This is a genomic window from Bradyrhizobium sp. CCBAU 51627 (assembly GCF_028128765.1).
Lineage (GTDB): Bacteria > Pseudomonadota > Alphaproteobacteria > Rhizobiales > Xanthobacteraceae > Bradyrhizobium.
In genome coordinates this window covers 396,220-412,877 of record NZ_LBJG01000027.1, presented here as the reverse complement: position 1 = coordinate 412,877, position 16,658 = coordinate 396,220, and the positions used below count along the sequence as shown (strand labels likewise).

Below are 16,658 nucleotides of genomic sequence, written 5' to 3'. Positions count from 1 at the left end.
CGGCGTGACCCAGGCCGCCAACACCGAGATCGTCATTACGGCGGCACAGCTGGCGCAGACCAGCTACATCGCGGGCAGCGGCACCGATCATCTCTATGTTCGCGCCTTCGACGGCTCGTCCTGGAGCACCTGGCAAGCGTTCACGGCGGGTCCGACGGCCCCCGTGGTGACCGCGGCCAACCTGAACACGGCGTCTGGCCAGACTATCGCGGCAGCGAACTTGTTCTCCGCGAGCGATCCCGATGGCTCTGCGCTGACGGCGTATTCGTTCTGGGATTCCGACACCTATGGCCGCTTCACTCTGAACGGCGTGGCGCAGGTCGCCAATACCGAGATCAGGGTCAGTGCCGCGCAACTGGCCAATACCAACTACGTCGCCGGCAGCGGCACCGATCATCTCTGGGTCCGTGCCTTCGATGGGACGAACTGGAGCAACTGGCAGGCCTTGTCCGCCACTGGCAGCAGCCCGGCCATCGTCAATGCGGGCACGACTCTCGAACTCGGATCGGCGTATTCCCGCCAGGTGACGTTCTTTGGATCAACCGGCACGCTGAAGCTGGACAATTCAGGAAGTTTCGCGGGCACGGTGGCCGGCATGACGGGGCAAGACACAATCGATTTTGCCGATATCAACTTTGCAACAATTCAGACGCCGGCCTTCTCGGGCACGAGCGCTGGTGGAACGCTTCATGTGACCGACGGCATTCACGCTGCGAACATTGCGCTGCTCGGCAATTATCTTGCATCGACCTTTGTTGCATCCAGCGATGGTCATGGTGGTACACTCATCGTCGATCCGCCTGCGGCGACTTCGATATCGGCGCTGGCCCAGCCGATCCCTGCCGCGTGACGGCGCTGCGCGCCTTTGCCTACCCTGCGAGACCTACGAAACCGTTATCCGCGCCCTAGCTGCACGTCGCGGTCGACCGCGATCCAGGTCGTCTTCGCCACCGCGAGCAACTTTCCGGCTTCGTCATGGAGCGCGGCCTCGGCGGAAAACTTCTCCGCCCAAGCGCCGACAAAGACGCCGAGGACGGCGTGGTTCTTGAGAAGCGGCAGGTTCATCGGGATTGTTTCGCATGTGGAGCGCGCATGGGAGCATCCCGCGAGCCGTACGTTCCTGGCGTCACTGATGAAGCTCGGGCGCCTGATCGTGTTCGATCGCCGCGGCATCGGACTGTCCGACCGTGTCGGCTCAGCCCCTGACATCGACGTCACCGCGGAGGATATCGGCACCGTGCTGCAGGCGGCGCAGTCGCGCCATATCGTGCTGTTTGGTGCATCCGAGTGCGGGCCGGCTTGCGTCAAGTTCGCAGTCGACCAGCCGCGCCGCGTCGCGACGTGGCGAGCCGGATCCCCGGCGCCGAGTTCTTCGAGCTCGACGGCCATGATCACTGGTTCTTTGCCGGTGATCAGCGGCCGGTGCTCGAGGCGATCGGGCGGTTCACGGATACTCTGAAGCGATAAGCCTCATTTATTGGCACGTTTCGTGCCTCCCAAAGCGGCAGGCCTATCACACGCCTGACCAAGGGAGATCCTGACATGAAACGCGAAGACCTCACCGAGAAGCTGCTCGACATCAAACGCGAGAAGGGCTGGAGCTGGAAATATATCTGCGAGAAGATCGGTGGCTACTCCGAGGTGCTGATCACAGGCGCGATCCTCGGTCAGATGAAATTGACCAAGCCGCAGGCCGCGAACGCCGGCGAGCTGTTCGGCCTGTCGAAGGCGGAAGTTGCGATGCTGAACGAGACGCCGATGCGCGGCATGCCGATGCCGCCGACCGATCCCCTGATCTATCGCTTCTACGAGCTGGTCATGGTCAACGGTCCGGCGTGGAAAGCGTTGATCGAGGAGGAATACGGCGACGGCATCATGTCGGCGATCGACTTCGACATGGTGATGGAACGTCTGCCGAACCCGAAGGGCGACCGCGTCAAGATCACCATGTCGGGCAAATTCCTGCCGTACAAATATTACGGCGCCAGCGGCAATGTGCCGGAGTATGGCTTCAAAGAAGGCTGAGGTCCTTTCGTCATTGCGAGCGAAGCGAAGCAATCCATCTTGCTGCGAATGGAAGTCTGGATTGCTTCGTCGCCACGCTCCCCGCAATGACGGTCAGACCTGTCAGAGAATCGCTCCAGGCGTGTACTTGGCCGCTTCAGGCTTTGCCTTTGCGAGCGCGTCCACCTGCTGGGCGAAATAATCGACCTGGGCGCCGGCATCGCCGGAATTGGCGCGGCCGTGATCGAGCACGCGTTGGAGCTCGGCTTCGCTGAGGCCGAGGCGCTGATCAGCGGCGAGACGCTTCAGCAGATCGTTCTGCACGATTTTGCCGGTGCGCAAATCTCTGATGGCTGCGACCGCGTGCTCCTTGATCGCCTCATGCGCGCCTTCGCGCCCCGAGCCCTTCTTCACGGCCTCCATCATGACCGTGGTGGTCAGCAGGAACGGCAGATAGCGGTTGAGCTCGGTTGCGACGACGGCGTCGAATATTTCCATCTGGTCGAGCACGGAGAGCAGGGTCTCGAGCAAACCGTCCATGGCGAGGAAAGCATCGGGCAGCATCACGCGGCGGACGACCGAGCAGGAGACATCGCCCTCGTTCCACTGATCGCCGGCAAGCCCAGCGGCCATCGCAAGATAGCCTTTCAACACGACATGCAGGCCGTTGATGCGCTCGCAGGAGCGGCTGTTCATCTTGTGCGGCATCGCGGAGGAGCCGACCTGGCCCTTGGCAAAGCCTTCGCTGGCGAGCTCATGGCCCGCCATCAATCGCAGCGTCTTGGCGAAATTGCCGGGACCGCTGGCAAGCTCGGTCAGCACGCTGACGGCGCGGAAGTCGAGGCTGCGCGGATAGACCTGGCCGACCGCATCAAAGCTCCTGGGCAGGCCGAGGTGCTTGAGAATTTGCTTTTCAAGCGCGCGCGCCTTGCCGGCATCGCCGTTGAACAGGGTGATCTGGTCGAGCCTGGTGCCGACCGCGCCCTTCAGGCCGCGCGCGGGATAGGTGTCGAGCACGTTGACGAGGCTCTGATGCGAGACCAGCATCTCCTCGCCGAACATGGCGATACGCTTGCCGAGCGTCGTAACCTGCGCGGCGACGTTGTGGGTGCGCGCCGTGAACGGCATGTCGCGAAACTGCTTTGCGTGCCTGGCAAAGCGAATGAGCGCGGCGATGCTCTTGGTCTCGATCAGCTGCAGCCCGCGATAGACCTGGAGCTGCTCCACGTTCTCGGTGAGGTCGCGGCTGGTCATGCCCTTGTGCAGGTGCTCATGACCGGCGAGTTCACAGAACTCCTCGATCCGCGCCTTGACGTCGTGGCGGGTGATGCGCTCGCGCCGCATGATGGAGTCGAGGTCGACCTGGTCCTTCACGCGCTCATAGGCTTCGATCACGCCATCGGGCACCGGGATACCGAGGTCGCGTTGGCCTTTCAGCACGGCGATCCAGTAGTCGCGTTCGAGGCGAACCTTGCCTTCGCCGCTCCAGATGGCGCGCATGGCAGGCGAGGCATAGCGTTGGGCGAGGACGTTGGAAATGTGATCCTGTGACATGCCGCCCATTTGGCACCGCTGGGGGCCGGCTGCAAGCCCGGGAGGGCGAGCGGCGGGCGGGCGTTTCATGGCCGTCCGACGCTCGCTGTTAAGCTTACTTTCCGGCCTTCACCTCGGCGGCCGCGACCGCAATCAGCTCGCTCATCTTGGCGCGAATCGCCTGTTCGGTGATGGCCAGGTTCCCAGCGGCGAAATCGGCCATGATCTTGCGAAGAACGTCGCCGTCGCCGGCCTCCTCGAAATCGGCCGCGACCACCTCCTTGGCATAGGCGGCGGCGGCTTCGCCCGAGATTCCGAGCTTTTCGGCCGCCCACAGCCCCAGCAGCCGATTGCGGCGGGCCTCAGCCCTGAATTTCTGCTCCTCGTCGAGGGCAAATTTCTTCTCAAAGCCTTCTTCGCGCTTGTCGAATTCGCTCATGCGTCTTCCAATTCCTTCGGCTGAACGGACGTGGCGGACCTCGTTGCGAGGGCCCCCGCGCATGCCTACATAGAGGGCACAATCGGCGAAACAACGAGCCGTAAAGCCGCAGGCAAGGCGGTATAAGTCAGCGTCGGATGGGCCGGATCGATTGTGCTGGGACAGCCAATCGGATAGGTTGCCTAAAGGCTTGGTTCCCGTTCTGTTTCCTCAGGTTTTCCCCTGGGATCGGAGCGGTTCCAAACCGTTCACGGCAGCTCCGCTGTGGGTCGTAACCTGGTAACCGGAGCACACCAAATACATGGATTTCAACAAAACACGGTACATCCCAATGAGCCGTCGGCGTCGCATTTACGAAGGCAAGGCAAAGGTTCTGTATGAAGGTCCCGAGCCCGGTACCCTGATCCAGCACTTCAAGGACGACGCCACCGCGTTCAATGCCAAAAAGCATCAGGTGATCGAGGGCAAAGGTGTCCTCAACAACCGGATCTCGGAGTACCTGTTTCAGCACCTCAACGACATCGGGGTGCCGACCCACTTCATCCGCCGCCTCAACATGCGCGAGCAGTTGATTCGCGAGGTCGAGATCGTGCCGCTCGAGGTAGTGGTGCGCAACGTTGCCGCCGGCTCGCTGTCGCAGCGCCTCGGCATCGAGGAGGGCACGCAGCTGCCCCGTTCGATCATCGAATTCTACTACAAGAACGACCAGCTCAACGACCCCATGGTGTCGGAAGAGCACATCACCGCGTTTGGCTGGGCCACGCCCCAGGAGATCGACGACATCATGGCGCTCGCCATCCGCGTCAACGATTTCCTCACCGGCCTCTTCCTCGGCATCGGCATCCGCCTCGTCGACTTCAAGATGGAGTGCGGCCGGCTGTTCGAGAACGAGATGATGCGCATCATCGTCGCCGACGAGATTTCGCCGGACAGCTGCCGTCTGTGGGACATCAAGTCGAACGAGAAGCTCGACAAGGACCGTTTCCGCCGCGACCTCGGCGGCTTGCTCGAAGCCTATACCGAAGTCGCAAAGCGCCTCGGCATCCTCATGGAGAACGAGCGTCCGCAGGGCACGGGTCCCGTGCTGGTGAAAAGCTGAAGAGGAAGATGACGTGAAGGCACGTGTCACCGTTACCCTGAAGACCGGTATCCTCGATCCGCAGGGAAAGGCCATCGAAGGCGCGCTGAAGTCGCTCGGCGTCGACGGCGTCGCCAGCGTGCGCCAGGGCAAGGTGTTCGACATCGAGCTCGCCGGCGCCGACAGGGCCAAGGCCGAAGCCGCGCTGAAGGACGCGGCCGACAAGCTGCTGGCGAACACCGTGATCGAGAATTATGCGATCGAGATGAAAGCTTAAGGCGCGATGACGATTCATCTCATCGCGCTTTAGAGCCACCCCAGGCGACGGAAGCGCCGGTACAGACCTGCGCACGCAAGCGCCATAAGTCCCATCACGACGAAGTAGCTGTATTCCCATTGCAGCTCGGGGATGTACTTGAAATTCATCCCGTAGATGCCGGCAACGGCGGTCGGGACGGCGAGGATCGCAAGCCACGAAGCGAGCTTCTTCGACACCGCCGTCTCCTGCGCCTGGCCGACCAAAAGGCTCGCCTCGAAGGCGAAGGCCAGCACCTCGCGCATGGAATCGATCCGTTCCTGGATGTTGCGGACGTGGTCGGTGACGTCGCGGAACAGCGGCTGCATGGTCGGCCGCACCATCGACAGCTCATCATGCTCCAGCCGGCGGCACACTTCGACCAAAGGCCCGATCGCGTTGCGCAGCCGCAGGAGGTCGCGGCGCAGCATGTACAGTCGCTCGATCTGCGCCTTGCTGATCGGCTTCGAGAGCACGTCGTCCTCGATGCCCTCGATCTCGTCGTGAATGCTCTCGAGCACCGGAGAGTAGTTGTCGACGATGAAATCGAGGATCGCATAGAGGATGTAGTCCTCGCCGCGCGCGAGCGCACGCGGGCAGCTTTCGCAGCGCTCGCGCACGGCGGTGTAGGATGTCGAGGCGCCGTGGCGGACGGTCACGAGATAGCCTTCGCCGACGAAGATGTGCGTCTCGCCAAAGGCGATCCGTCCCTCGATCAGCTGCGCCGTGCGCGCCACGATGAACAGGGCCTCGCCATATTGTTCGATCTTCGGCCGTTGGTGGGCGTGATCGGCGTCCTCGATGGCGAGATCGTGCAGGTCGAATTGCTTCTGCACCGCGCCGAGCAGCGCCGTGTCGGGTTCGTGCAGGCCGATCCAGACCACATGGCCCGGCTTGGCCCGCCAGCTCGAGGCCTCGCTGATGGCGATATTGGCGACGCGCCGGCCGTCGACATAGGCGCCGGCAGCGACGACGCCCTCGGTGGACACGGGTTCGGCAGGAGATATGGGCCGCGACGGGACATTCATGGCTTCCATCCCGGGCAAGATCCTGGGGCAGAGGTGCTCTGGCTATGGCCTGTGTACAAGGCCATCAGGCAAGGCTAGCACTGGTAAAATCCCCGTCAAATGGCTATGTCTCCTCGCGAATTGGCCCGCGGGCCAGCCCGATTCCAGCCATTGTCGGAACCCGAAGCATGAAAGCCGCCGTCCTCGTCTTTCCCGGAATCAACCGCGAGCGCGACATGGCGCGGGCATTGAAGCTGATCTCGGGCCACGAGCCGGCGATGGTCTGGCACGCCGAACCGTCATTGCCCGCCGGCACCGACCTCGTGGTCGTACCCGGCGGTTTCTCCTACGGCGATTATTTGCGCTGTGGTGCGATCGCGGCGCGGGCGCCTGTCATGGATGCGGTGCGCGATTATGCGGCGAAGGGCGGCCTCGTGCTCGGCGTCTGCAACGGCTTTCAGATCCTCTGCGAGTCCGGCCTCTTGCCGGGCGTTCTGATGCGCAATGCGCGGCTGAAGTTCATCTGCAAGGACGTGCACCTGCGTGTCGAGCGCTCCGACTCGCCGTTCACGCGCGGCTACAATGCCGGCCAGGTGATCCGCGTGCCGGTTGCGCATGGCGAGGGCAATTACGAAGCTGATGAAGAGACCATCAAGCGGCTCGAAGGCGAGGGGCGGGTGCTCTATCGCTACTGCTCGGCCGACGGCGTGGTCGACGATGCCAGCAACATCAACGGCGCGGCGCATTCCATCGCCGGCATCGTCAACGACAAGGGCAACGTGCTCGGGATGATGCCGCATCCCGAGAATCACGTCGAAGACATCATGGGCTGCACCGACGGCCGCGGCCTGTTCGCCGGCCTCACCGCGCATCTGGAAAGGGCCGCCTGACCTTCATTCCGCCTTAGCGCGGATGGTCTGCCGAGCCGTCGAACTATGCGTTCGGCGGAGGGAGCGGCTTCCGCTTCATCCGCTTGATCGTGCCGGAAAACGTCAGCAACAGCCGCTCGCCCGCCATCATCTCCCCGCGCAGGAAGATCAGCGAGCCGCCGGCGCGGCTCACTTTACCGGTGCATTCGATCAACTCGCCCTCGCGGGCCGCGTCGAGGAATTCGCAGGCAAAATTGGTCGTCACCGCGCGGCTGTCCAGGACATGGGTGGCGATCGCGAACAGCGAATAATCGGCAAAAGCCATGTAGCAGCCGCCGTGGACATTCCCGGAGCCGTTAAGGTGCTTCTTTTCGACCCGGAAGGCGCAGCGGACGCTGCCGTCGGCCTCGATCCGGTGCCAGAAGGGGCCGACATGGGCTTCAAAGCTGTCGCGGATCCAGGTCCGCCAGCCCAAGAATTCGCCCTCAGTGGCGATGTGGAGGTCGGGGCGGCGCGGTGGGGGCGTTTTGGTCAATTCGTGCAAGGAAAGAGGCCTTCAATTGCGGGTCTTGAGCCCTTAAATCCGATCCGTCCACGCCATGCAATTGCTGTTCCCGCGCCCGCCTCCCTGCAAAATGTGGGACAGCGGGAAAATGCGTCATAAAGGGCTTTTCGTGAGCCCCCGATCTTCCTAAGAACGGCCAAACCGCCGCCGAAAGCCCCCGAAGCCATGAAGAACGAACCCAAGATTACCCCCGAGCTGGTTGCCGCCCACGGGCTCAAGCCCGACGAGTATGAGCGCATCCTGAAGCTGATCGGGCGGGAGCCGACCTTCACCGAGCTCGGCATCTTCTCGGCGATGTGGAACGAGCACTGCTCGTACAAATCCTCGCGCATCCATCTGCGCGGCCTGCCGACCAAGGCGCCCTGGGTGATCCAGGGCCCCGGCGAGAATGCCGGCGTGATCGACATCGGCGACGGCCAGGCCGTGGTCTTCAAGATGGAGAGCCACAACCACCCGAGCTACATCGAGCCGTACCAGGGCGCGACCACCGGCGTCGGCGGCATTTTGCGCGACGTCTTCACCATGGGGGCGCGCCCGATCGCGTGCCTCAATGCGTTGAGCTTCGGTGCACCCGAGCATGCGAAAACTCGCCATCTCGTCTCCGGCGTCGTCGCCGGTGTGGGCGGCTATGGTAATTCCTTCGGCGTGCCGACGGTCGGCGGCCAGGTGCGCTTCCACACCCGCTATGACGGCAACATCCTCGTCAACGCGATGGCGGTGGGCCTCGCCGATGCCGACAAGATCTTCTATGCAGCCGCCTCCGGCGTGAACATGCCGATCGTCTATCTCGGCTCCAAGACGGGGCGCGACGGCATCCACGGCGCCTCGATGGCCTCGGCCGAGTTCGACGACAAGTCCGAGGAGAAGCGTCCCACCGTGCAGGTCGGCGATCCCTTTGCCGAAAAGCTGCTGCTCGAGGCCTGCCTCGAGATCATGGAGAAGGGCTGCGTCATCGCGATCCAGGACATGGGCGCGGCCGGCCTGACCTGCTCGGCGGTCGAGATGGGCGCCAAGGGCGACCTCGGCGTCGACCTCGATCTCGACGCGGTGCCGACCCGCGAGATCGGCATGAGCGCCTACGAGATGATGCTCTCGGAAAGCCAGGAGCGCATGCTCATGGTGCTCAAGCCCGAGAAGGAGAAGGAAGCCGAGGCCATCTTCAAGAAGTGGGGCCTCGACTTCGCCGTGGTCGGCTACACCACGCCGAGCAAGCGCTTCGTGGTCAAGCATGGCGGCGACGTCATGGCCGACCTGCCGATCAAGGAGCTCGGCGACGAGGCGCCGGTTTATGACCGTCCGCATGTCCCGTCCGCCGCGCTGCCGATCGTGCATGCGCGCGAGGTGCCGGCGCCGATGGCGCTCGGTGCCGCGCTGGAGAAGCTGATCGGGACGCCCGATATGTGCAGCAAGCGCTGGGTCTGGGAGCAGTACGATCACGTCATCCTTGGCAACACCCTGCAGCGTCCCGGCGGCGACGCCGCCGTCGTGCGCGTGCAGGACGGACCGAAGGGCCTCGCGCTGACCGTCGACGTCACGCCGCGCTATTGCGAGGCCGATCCGTTCGAGGGCGGCAAGCAGGCCGTGGCGGAGGCCTGGCGCAACATCACCGCGGTCGGCGGCAAGCCGCTCGCGATCACGGACAATCTGAATTTCGGCAACCCTGAGCGGCCTGAGATCATGGGCCAGTTCGTCGGTTGCCTGCAGGGCATCTCGGAAGCCTGCCGCACGCTCGACTTCCCGGTCGTCTCCGGCAACGTCTCGCTCTACAACGAGACCAATGGCCGCGCGATCCTGCCGACGCCCTCGATCGGCGGCGTCGGCCTGCTCGACGACTTCACCAAATCAGCCTCGCTGGCGTTCAAGGCCGAGGGCGAGGCGATCCTGCTGGTCGGCGAAACCCATGGCTGGCTCGGGCAGTCCGTGTATCTGCGCGACATCTGCGGTCGCGAGGAGGGCGCGCCACCGCCGGTCGACCTGACCGCCGAGAAGCGCAATGGCGACTGCGTGCGCGGCATGATCCATGCGGGCACGGCGACGGCGGTGCATGATCTCTCCGACGGCGGCCTCTTGATCGCGCTCGCCGAGATGGCGATGGCGAGCGGCATCGGCGCCAAGCTGCTGGCGGCGCCCACGGCGCTTGTCTCGCAGGCCTATTGGTTCGGCGAGGATCAGGCGCGCTATCTCGTCACCGTGCCGGAAACCGAAGCCGGCCGCGTGCTCGCCAAGATGCGCGGCTGCGAGGTGCCCTGCGTGCGGATCGGCACCACCGGCGGCGATGCGATCGCGATCGCGGGCGAGGCGCCGGTGACGATCGAGGCTCTGCGGACATCGCACGAGCGCTGGCTGCCGGACTATATGGGCGGGAAGGCGGCCTGAGCTGCCGCCAGACTCTGGATTGCTTCGCTGCGTCGCAATGACGCGTGGAGAGAGTCCGGTGCCTCACAAAACGTGCGAGGCGCCCGGAATCTTCCGCAAGCCCGCCGTGACGCCCCAGCTCAGCATCACCGTGAGCACGAAGCCGATCGCGGCCTTCACGATCGCCGGAATCCCATAGTCGAACAGCGCGTACTGGATCCACAGCGCGATCGGGTAGTGCACCAGGAACATGCCATAGGCATCGGCCTGCATGCGGTCGAGCAGGGTCGGCCCCGGCGTCTTCGAATGCAGGAAGAAGGCAAGGATCGCGAGCAGGATCGAGGCCGAGAACAGCACGAGGAACGTGCCGTAGAAGACCTGGTACCAGTGCGGCAGCACGCCGGGATTTCCAAGGATTTCGCGCTTGATGTAGATCATGCACCACATCAGGCAGTAGGGGATCAGCGTCACGATCACCCACAGCCAGCGGCTCTTCGGCAGCTGGCCATCGGCACCGAGGATGCCGCGATCGAAATTCGCAGTCCCAACGCTGACGCCGATGAAGAAGTAGGCGAAGTAGAGCAGGATGCGGCTCGCCTGGACCGAGAACGGCCCGAATTCGAGCCATCTGTTGGCGCCGAAATAGACCAGCGTTGGCACGTAGGCGATGATGGTGACGATCGCAAGCATCAGCCAGAAGGCAGCCGGCTGCTTGAATCCCCGGAGTGAGACGCGGTTGCCCGGATCGACCAGATGCGACGAGACCCGGTAGAGCAGGCTCGCGGTGAGGTCGAATGCCAACAGCACCCAGACGAACCAGATCGGACCGCTCGGCCACGGGCCAACGGTGATCGTCTTCCACCAGAACGCGGCGAAGGTCAGCTCGGGATTTTCGCGCAGCGCGATCGCGTAATAAGCGAGCGGAATGACGGTGAAGGCCGCGATCACGAATGGCAGGCCGAGCCGCAGCAGGCGGTCGCGCAAGAAAACCTGTGGCGCCTTGCGCGCGATGCCCGGCCAGGTGAACAGGCCCGACAGGAAGAAGAACATCGCCATGAAGAAGCTGTCGGTCGCGAGCACGACCATGTCGAAGCCGATCCATGAGGCCGGATCGGTGTGACCGAAATGGGTGTAAGGGATGACGGCGTGATGCAGCAGCACCACCAGCGTCAAGAAGGTGCGGGCGCGGTCGAGCGATAGATTGCGCACCTTGGCCTTGGGTTCGGCATGCGCCTCTGCGCCGATCGTCGCAGAATGTGACATCGTAATCATGGCCGCCCCGGTCGCGTGTCTCTCCCGCCCGGACTGTGCCGTCGGGAACCCGATTCAGCAAGGCCAGTTTGCGCCGCGAGAACGACCTTCTGTCTTTAGGAACCAGTTCCGCACAGCGCGGTTAGCGTTCCCGAAACGGGTAAGGGACCGCCGGTCGCGGCGGCCAATATTCGCGGAGCTGGCGATGACGATCTTGAAATGGGCCCTGATCTTCCTGCTGATCTCGATCGTGGCCGGCGTGCTCGGCTTCACCGACATCTCGGCGGCCTCCGCCGATGTCGCCCGCTTCCTGTTCTACGTCTTCGTCGTGATCTTCCTGGTGCTGCTGATATTGGGGCTCACGATCTTCAGAGCGTAGGGGCCGTCACATCGGCCCTCAATCGCGCGCGAACGGCATGACGCGCGCGACCAGCTCCGCAAGGAACTCATCGGGACGATCAAACGGAATGAAATGATCGCCCCCGCGAATCCAGACAAACTCCTTATGCGGAGCGGTGATCTCGTTGAAATACTGCTCGGCAGGTTCGCCCGGCGTCACCCGGTCCGCATCGCCCTCAATGAAGAACATCGGGATCGCAAAGTCGAACCCCATCGCGGCCATCCCGCTCCGAAACATCGGCCCGTTCCGTCCGGTCAGATGTTTGGCCGAGAAGATGGTGCCCTTACGCCAGTTGTAGAGATCAAGTAGCGAGACGTCCGGCCTGATGGCTGCCCCGGCCTTACAGCGCCCTAAGTCTATCCCACTTCCTCGATCTTCACCTTGTCGGGATAGAAGGCGAGATGGCCTGCTATCTCCGTCATGGCAGGGAAGGGCGTCTCGTAGGTCCAGATCGCGTTGTCGAGCGTCTTGCCGTCGGCCTTGATGCTGTAATAGCTCGCGTCCCCCTTGTAGGGGCAGTGGGTGGTGCGCTCGGTGCGCTCCAGCAGCGCCATGTTGGCGTCCTCCCGCGGCAGATATTGCACCGCCGGATATTTGGCTTCCTTCAGCGTCAGCGCCCTGGTGCTCTCGGCAATCACGATATCGCCCGCCAATACGCGGACGCGGCGGGGGTTTTGGGTGATGGTGATGGGATGGTCGGGGCCTGGAAGCTTCATGATTTCACGCCTTTTCGATCAATCTGCCGCGCGCGGCACTTTGTCGTGCCTTTATCGTGATGGGATCAGGGATATAGTGCCTGAGTGCGTGACGTAGAAGGCCGTTCACGCTAAGTTTGGGCCGCCGGCCCGGGGACGCCGGCGAGCGATTCGACGCCTAAGGCTGTTTGCCGACACAAGGAGCAAGACCCGAATGCCCATGGACGCCCACGATATCGAGGCGATGATCAAGGCAGCGATCCCCGATGCCGAGGTGACCATCCGTGACCTCGCCGGTGATGGCGACCACTATGCCGCGACCGTGATCTCGGAATCCTTCCGCGGCAAATCCCGCGTCCAGCAGCACCAGATCGTCTATCGGTCCCTGCAAGGCCAGATGGGTGGCGTGCTGCACGCCCTGGCGCTGCAAACAGGGGTCCCGGGCAGCTGACCTGATCGGACGCCGGGGAGGATGATGGCTGCGGACAATCAGCGCGGCGCGATGTTTCGCGTCATCGTGCCGAATCAGCCCAGCCGCGTCACCAATGCCGAGCTGTTCTTCGACCTCGTCTTCGTCTTCGCCGTCACGCAGATCTCGCACACGCTGCTGCACCATTTCACGCCCCTCGGCGCGGTGCATGTCACGGTGCTGTTTCTCGCCGTATGGTGGGTGTGGGTCTACACCGCCTGGGTCACCAATTGGCTCAACCCCGAGTTGACGCCAGTCCGCCTTCTGCTCTTTTCGATGATGCTGGGCGGTCTCGTGCTGTCGACGACGATCCCGACCGCCTTCGAAGGGCGGGGCCTGTGGTTTGCGGTCGCCTATGCGGCCATGCAGGTCGGTCGGACCGCGTTCTGGATGTTCGCGACGCCGCGCCATCGCACGGCCGTCCGGCATAACGCGATCCGCATCCTGGTCTGGCTCTCGATCTCGGCGGTGCTGTGGATCGCAGGCGGCTTGTCCGAAGGCGAGACGCGGTTATCGCTGTGGATCGCCGCCGTCACCTGGGAATACATCTCGCCCGCGGTGCGCTTCTGGGTGCCGAAGCTGGGCTTCTCGTCGGTCGAGGCCTGGGCCGTCGAGGGCAGCCACATGGCCGAGCGCTGCTCACTCTTCGTGATCATCGCGCTCGGCGAAGCCGTGGTCGTCAACGGCGCGACCTTTGCCGAGCTGGACTGGACCGCAGGCAACGTGCTGGCGTTTGTCGCAGCATTGGTCGGCAGCATTGCGATGTGGTGGGTCTATTTCCACAAGGGCGCGGAGGCCGGCTCCGAGCGGATCTCGAAATCAGCCGAATCCGGCCGGCTGGCGCGGCTCGCCTACACCTATCTGCACATGCCGATCGTCGCCGGCATCATCCTGACCGCCGTCTCGGACGAGCTGGTGCTGAAGCACCCCTCAGGCCATTCCGACGTGCGTACCATCGTGACCACGATCGGCGGTCCCCTGGTGTTCCTGGTCGGCACCATCCTGTTCAAGCACGCGATCCGGGGCTTCCTCCAGCTCTCCCACGGCTTCGGAATCATCCTGTTGCTGGCGCTGTGGTGGTTCGCCACCGATCTCTCGCCGCTCTGGCTCGCCGTCGCAACGAGCGCGATCATGATCGTCGTCGCGGTGTGGGAGTCGGTGTCGCTGCGAGCGAAGCCGGAGGAAGCCGAGGAGCGTTGAGGCGCCAGAGCCTTTTACGCCGTCGCCTCCAGCGCGTGCACCGAGAACATCTTCGCTGCGTCCGTCCAGCTCTCGCGCACGCGCCAGCCGGCACCTTGCGCCAGCTCCGCAAAACGCTCGATGCTGTATTTGTAGCTGTTCTCGGTGTGGATGCTCTCGCCCGGCTTGAACGAGAAGCTGGTGCCGAGCAGGCGCACGGTCTGGCTCTTCCGGCTGATCAGGTGCATCTCGATGCGGTGCCGCGCGTGATTGTAGATCGCGCGGTGGGTGAAGGCGGAGAGGTCGAAATTGCCGCCGAGCTCGCGGTTGATCCGCACCAGGACATTGAGATTGAAGCGCGCGGTGACGCCGGCCGCATCATTATAGGCGGCATGGAGCAAGCGTTCCTCTTTCTCCAGGTCGGCGCCGATGATCATCTGCGCGCCCTTGCCCAGGATCTGGCGGGCGCTCTTCAGGAAGGCCTGCGCCTCATGCGGCTCGAAATTGCCGATGGTCGAGCCGGGGAAGAAACCGACCTTGGGCATTGACGCGACGGCCTTCGGCAGTTCGAACGGCGTCGTGAAATCGGCGGCCACGGGATAGATGCCGAGGGTGGGGAAGTCGCGCTTCAGGCCGTTGGCCTGCGCCTGCAGGAAGTCGCCGGAGATATCGACGGGCACATAGGCCGCGAACTTCGACTGGTTCAGCAGCAGCCGGACCTTCGTGGTCGCGCCGGCGCCGAACTCGACCAGCGCGGCATTTTCCGGAATGATCTTCGCGATCTCGCTGCCGCGCTCCTTCAGGATCGATAGCTCGGTGCGGGTCGGATAATATTCCGGCAGGCGCGTGATCGCCTCGAACAGCTCTGATCCTGTCGCGTCGTAGAAATACTTCGGCGACAATCTCTTCGGCTGCCGCGAGAGGTCCTCGACGGCCTCGCGGGCGAAGGCTGTCGTCTGCTCGTCGGGAAGATGGGCTTCGGCCAAAGCGCTGGCGTGCACATTCATGATACTCTCCTGAACGCGCTGTCCGGCGCGCATTTTGTCGTCGGATGAGACTAGGGATAGTCAGCGAGCCGTACCCCCGTGAATTGCCAACGGTGGTGCGGATAGAAGAAGTTGCGGTACGTGACGCGACTGTGACCTTCGGGCGTCGCCAGCGAGGAGCCGCGCAGCACGAGCTGGTTGACCATGAACTTGCCGTTGTATTCGCCGAGCGCGCCTTCGACGGCGCGGTAGCCGGGGTAAGGAGAATAGGAACTACGGGTCCACTGCCAGACGATGCCGAAGGCATCGTTGAGCTGGCCGGCGCGGGCCGCGACCTCCCATTCCATCTCGGTCGGCAGATGCTTTCCGGCCCAGCGCGCGAAGGCATCGGCCTCGTAATAGCTGATGTGGCAGACCGGCGCATCCGGATCGACCGGCCTGACGCCGGCGAGCGTCATCACGTGCCACTCGCCATCGATCTCGCGCCAATGACCCGGCGCCTGCCAGTCTTCCTTGCTGGCCGCGGCAAACCCGTCCATCAGCCACAGCGTCGCTGTCGCGTAGCCGCCGTCGCGCATAAAGGCGAGCCATTCGCTATTGGTGACGAGATTGCGGGCGACCTTCACCGGGCCCACGAGGGCGCGATGAGCCGGCTTTTCGTTGTCGAAATGAAAGCTGTCGTCGACATGGCCGACGGTGTGGATGCCTTCATTCAGCGTCAACCAGTCTTCGCCGGTCCGCGTCGCGGCCGGAAAGTGCCAGTCCTTGTCGTAAGCCGGATAGACCGGGTTCTGTGCGAAGGCGTGCAGGATGTCGGTGAACATCAATTCCTGGTGCTGCTGCTCGTGATTCAGCCCGACCTCGACCAGGGGCACGATCTCACGGAGCTTGTCCTCGCCGGCCTCGCGGAAGAACCTGACGACGGCTGCATCGACATATTTGCGATAGGCGTCGACCTCGCCGGCGCTGGGCCGGGTGATGTCGCCGCGGTGATTGCGGGCATGGCGGGGGCCCGCGCTGACATAATAGGAATTGAACAGGAAGGCGAAGTCGGGGTGGAAGGGCCGATAGCCGGGCGCGTGCTCGCCAAGCAGAAACTGCTCCCAGAACCAGGTGGTATGCGCGCGGTGCCATTTGGTCGGGCTGGCATCCGGCATGGACTGGATCTGCTGATCCTCCGGTGAAAGCGGCGCGGCCCGGCGCTCGGTCTCGTTGCGCACCGCGAGAAAGGTGGTCTCGAGCCCCTGAGCGAGGCTGCCTGGGGCGGCCGATGGTGACGAAAGCGGCGGACTGGCCGTAGCGGAGGCTTGTTTCGTCACGTTTTTCTCCAGACAGGACAAGAGAACGTTGTTGGCGATGCCAGGTTCCAAAACCAAGGTTCGTCCTAGATAGGGGCTCCGTTACGGTATGAAAGTCCTCTCTGGCGATGATATTAATGTCATCAGCCTATGGACCCGGCTGGGGCACGGCGTCCACCGGCGGCCCCGTCGCCGCCATTTTACTTTGGATGCACAACGGTTTGGGCTACATATA

At 63.5% G+C, this 16,658-nt stretch carries 19 protein-coding genes and 1 pseudogene; 10 read left to right on the top strand and 10 right to left on the bottom strand.

Annotated features, from left to right (window positions below; genetic code table 11):
- On the top strand, positions 1-850 hold an 850-nt coding region (locus XH88_RS25540), incomplete at its 5' end, for a hypothetical protein (protein WP_271671005.1).
- A gap of 44 nt (positions 851-894) precedes the next feature.
- On the opposite strand, the pseudogene XH88_RS25535 reads toward XH88_RS25540, so the two are convergent.
- Positions 895-1,074: pseudogene (locus XH88_RS25535) on the bottom strand (hypothetical protein); the annotation flags it as partial.
- A 58-nt stretch (positions 1,075-1,132) separates the two neighbouring features.
- Here XH88_RS25535 and XH88_RS25530 point away from each other — a divergent pair.
- Both XH88_RS25530 and cynS read left to right on the top strand, forming a co-directional pair.
- On the top strand, positions 1,133-1,459 hold the full coding sequence (locus tag XH88_RS25530) for an alpha/beta fold hydrolase (RefSeq protein WP_442868470.1): 327 nt from the start codon (positions 1,133-1,135) through the stop codon (positions 1,457-1,459).
- A gap of 83 nt (positions 1,460-1,542) precedes the next feature.
- Entirely contained in the window at positions 1,543-2,025 is a 483-nt protein-coding gene (gene cynS / locus XH88_RS25525) for a cyanase (RefSeq protein ID WP_128965502.1), read from the top strand.
- Positions 2,026-2,127: 102 nt separating this feature from the next.
- Here cynS and purB read toward each other — a convergent pair whose 3' ends face one another.
- A complete protein-coding gene (gene purB / locus XH88_RS25520; RefSeq protein WP_271671004.1) occupies positions 2,128-3,558 on the bottom strand; it encodes an adenylosuccinate lyase in 1,431 nt (476 codons plus the stop codon).
- A 94-nt stretch (positions 3,559-3,652) separates the two neighbouring features.
- The gene (locus XH88_RS25515) at positions 3,653-3,976 is read right to left on the bottom strand and encodes a DUF1476 domain-containing protein (protein WP_271671003.1); all 324 of its coding nucleotides are present in this window, start codon (positions 3,974-3,976) and stop codon (positions 3,653-3,655) included.
- Positions 3,977-4,307: 331 nt separating this feature from the next.
- Between XH88_RS25515 and purC the strand changes: the two genes are divergently transcribed.
- Both purC and purS read left to right on the top strand, forming a co-directional pair.
- The gene (gene purC / locus XH88_RS25510) at positions 4,308-5,075 is read left to right on the top strand and encodes a phosphoribosylaminoimidazolesuccinocarboxamide synthase (protein WP_172782948.1); all 768 of its coding nucleotides are present in this window, start codon (positions 4,308-4,310) and stop codon (positions 5,073-5,075) included.
- Positions 5,076-5,088: 13 nt separating this feature from the next.
- Positions 5,089-5,331, top strand: coding sequence for a phosphoribosylformylglycinamidine synthase subunit PurS (purS, locus tag XH88_RS25505; RefSeq protein ID WP_128965505.1), 243 nt, complete (start codon positions 5,089-5,091; stop codon positions 5,329-5,331).
- A gap of 29 nt (positions 5,332-5,360) precedes the next feature.
- On the opposite strand, the gene XH88_RS25500 is transcribed toward purS, so the two are convergent.
- Positions 5,361-6,377 (bottom strand): magnesium and cobalt transport protein CorA, encoded by a 1,017-nt coding sequence (locus tag XH88_RS25500; RefSeq protein WP_271671002.1) that lies wholly within the window; start codon positions 6,375-6,377, stop codon positions 5,361-5,363.
- A 167-nt stretch (positions 6,378-6,544) separates the two neighbouring features.
- On the opposite strand from XH88_RS25500, the gene purQ reads away from it, so the two are divergent.
- Positions 6,545-7,246 (top strand): phosphoribosylformylglycinamidine synthase subunit PurQ, encoded by a 702-nt coding sequence (gene purQ, locus XH88_RS25495; protein ID WP_271671001.1) that lies wholly within the window; start codon positions 6,545-6,547, stop codon positions 7,244-7,246.
- Between the two features lie 43 nt (positions 7,247-7,289).
- Here the strand turns inward: purQ and XH88_RS25490 are convergent, their stop codons facing one another.
- Positions 7,290-7,769, bottom strand: a complete 480-nt coding sequence (locus XH88_RS25490; RefSeq protein ID WP_271671000.1) for a PaaI family thioesterase — start codon at positions 7,767-7,769, stop codon at positions 7,290-7,292.
- Between the two features lie 186 nt (positions 7,770-7,955).
- Between XH88_RS25490 and purL the strand changes: the two genes are divergently transcribed.
- Positions 7,956-10,166: a phosphoribosylformylglycinamidine synthase subunit PurL gene (gene purL / locus XH88_RS25485; protein ID WP_271670999.1), complete on the top strand. Its 2,211-nt coding sequence runs from the start codon at positions 7,956-7,958 to the stop codon at positions 10,164-10,166.
- A gap of 63 nt (positions 10,167-10,229) precedes the next feature.
- On the opposite strand, the gene XH88_RS25480 is transcribed toward purL, so the two are convergent.
- Complete coding sequence (locus XH88_RS25480) at positions 10,230-11,417, bottom strand: acyltransferase family protein (protein ID WP_271670998.1); 1,188 nt, start codon at positions 11,415-11,417, stop codon at positions 10,230-10,232.
- A gap of 184 nt (positions 11,418-11,601) precedes the next feature.
- Between XH88_RS25480 and XH88_RS25475 the strand changes: the two genes are divergently transcribed.
- Entirely contained in the window at positions 11,602-11,775 is a 174-nt protein-coding gene (locus tag XH88_RS25475) for a DUF1328 domain-containing protein (protein ID WP_271670997.1), read from the top strand.
- An 18-nt stretch (positions 11,776-11,793) separates the two neighbouring features.
- Here XH88_RS25475 and XH88_RS25470 read toward each other — a convergent pair whose 3' ends face one another.
- Both XH88_RS25470 and XH88_RS25465 read right to left on the bottom strand, forming a co-directional pair.
- Entirely contained in the window at positions 11,794-12,033 is a 240-nt protein-coding gene (locus XH88_RS25470) for an alpha/beta fold hydrolase (RefSeq protein ID WP_271670996.1), read from the bottom strand.
- Positions 12,034-12,152: 119 nt separating this feature from the next.
- The gene (locus XH88_RS25465) at positions 12,153-12,512 is read right to left on the bottom strand and encodes a DUF427 domain-containing protein (RefSeq protein ID WP_271670995.1); all 360 of its coding nucleotides are present in this window, start codon (positions 12,510-12,512) and stop codon (positions 12,153-12,155) included.
- A gap of 193 nt (positions 12,513-12,705) precedes the next feature.
- Between XH88_RS25465 and XH88_RS25460 the strand changes: the two genes are divergently transcribed.
- Positions 12,706-12,942: a BolA family protein gene (locus XH88_RS25460; protein WP_092293730.1), complete on the top strand. Its 237-nt coding sequence runs from the start codon at positions 12,706-12,708 to the stop codon at positions 12,940-12,942.
- 24 nt (positions 12,943-12,966) lie between these two features.
- Positions 12,967-14,160 carry a low temperature requirement protein A gene (locus tag XH88_RS25455; protein ID WP_271670994.1) on the top strand — a complete coding sequence of 398 codons (1,194 nt, stop codon included), beginning with the start codon at positions 12,967-12,969 and terminating at the stop codon, positions 14,158-14,160.
- Between the two features lie 14 nt (positions 14,161-14,174).
- Here XH88_RS25455 and egtD read toward each other — a convergent pair whose 3' ends face one another.
- Positions 14,175-15,146 carry an L-histidine N(alpha)-methyltransferase gene (gene egtD, locus XH88_RS25450; protein ID WP_271670993.1) on the bottom strand — a complete coding sequence of 324 codons (972 nt, stop codon included), beginning with the start codon at positions 15,144-15,146 and terminating at the stop codon, positions 14,175-14,177.
- Between the two features lie 50 nt (positions 15,147-15,196).
- Positions 15,197-16,495: an ergothioneine biosynthesis protein EgtB gene (egtB, locus tag XH88_RS25445; protein WP_271671014.1), complete on the bottom strand. Its 1,299-nt coding sequence runs from the start codon at positions 16,493-16,495 to the stop codon at positions 15,197-15,199.
- Positions 16,496-16,658 lie beyond the last annotated feature (163 nt).

What these genes read in the sequence shown, in the direction of transcription:
- XH88_RS25460 (WP_092293730.1), top strand. Translation starts at nt 12,706, where the DNA reads ATGCCCATGGACGCCCACGATATCGAGGCGATGATCAAGGCAGCGATC.
- XH88_RS25465 (WP_271670995.1), bottom strand. Translation starts at nt 12,512, where the DNA reads ATGAAGCTTCCAGGCCCCGACCATCCCATCACCATCACCCAAAACCCC.
- XH88_RS25530 (WP_442868470.1), top strand. Translation starts at nt 1,133, where the DNA reads ATGAAGCTCGGGCGCCTGATCGTGTTCGATCGCCGCGGCATCGGACTG.
- purQ (WP_271671001.1), top strand. Translation starts at nt 6,545, where the DNA reads ATGAAAGCCGCCGTCCTCGTCTTTCCCGGAATCAACCGCGAGCGCGAC.
- XH88_RS25515 (WP_271671003.1), bottom strand. Translation starts at nt 3,976, where the DNA reads ATGAGCGAATTCGACAAGCGCGAAGAAGGCTTTGAGAAGAAATTTGCC.
- egtD (WP_271670993.1), bottom strand. Translation starts at nt 15,146, where the DNA reads ATGAATGTGCACGCCAGCGCTTTGGCCGAAGCCCATCTTCCCGACGAG.
- XH88_RS25455 (WP_271670994.1), top strand. Translation starts at nt 12,967, where the DNA reads ATGGCTGCGGACAATCAGCGCGGCGCGATGTTTCGCGTCATCGTGCCG.
- XH88_RS25470 (WP_271670996.1), bottom strand. Translation starts at nt 12,033, where the DNA reads ATGTTTCGGAGCGGGATGGCCGCGATGGGGTTCGACTTTGCGATCCCG.
- XH88_RS25500 (WP_271671002.1), bottom strand. Translation starts at nt 6,377, where the DNA reads ATGAATGTCCCGTCGCGGCCCATATCTCCTGCCGAACCCGTGTCCACC.
- cynS (WP_128965502.1), top strand. Translation starts at nt 1,543, where the DNA reads ATGAAACGCGAAGACCTCACCGAGAAGCTGCTCGACATCAAACGCGAG.
- purC (WP_172782948.1), top strand. Translation starts at nt 4,308, where the DNA reads ATGAGCCGTCGGCGTCGCATTTACGAAGGCAAGGCAAAGGTTCTGTAT.
- purB (WP_271671004.1), bottom strand. Translation starts at nt 3,558, where the DNA reads ATGTCACAGGATCACATTTCCAACGTCCTCGCCCAACGCTATGCCTCG.
- purL (WP_271670999.1), top strand. Translation starts at nt 7,956, where the DNA reads ATGAAGAACGAACCCAAGATTACCCCCGAGCTGGTTGCCGCCCACGGG.
- XH88_RS25480 (WP_271670998.1), bottom strand. Translation starts at nt 11,417, where the DNA reads ATGATTACGATGTCACATTCTGCGACGATCGGCGCAGAGGCGCATGCC.
- XH88_RS25475 (WP_271670997.1), top strand. Translation starts at nt 11,602, where the DNA reads ATGACGATCTTGAAATGGGCCCTGATCTTCCTGCTGATCTCGATCGTG.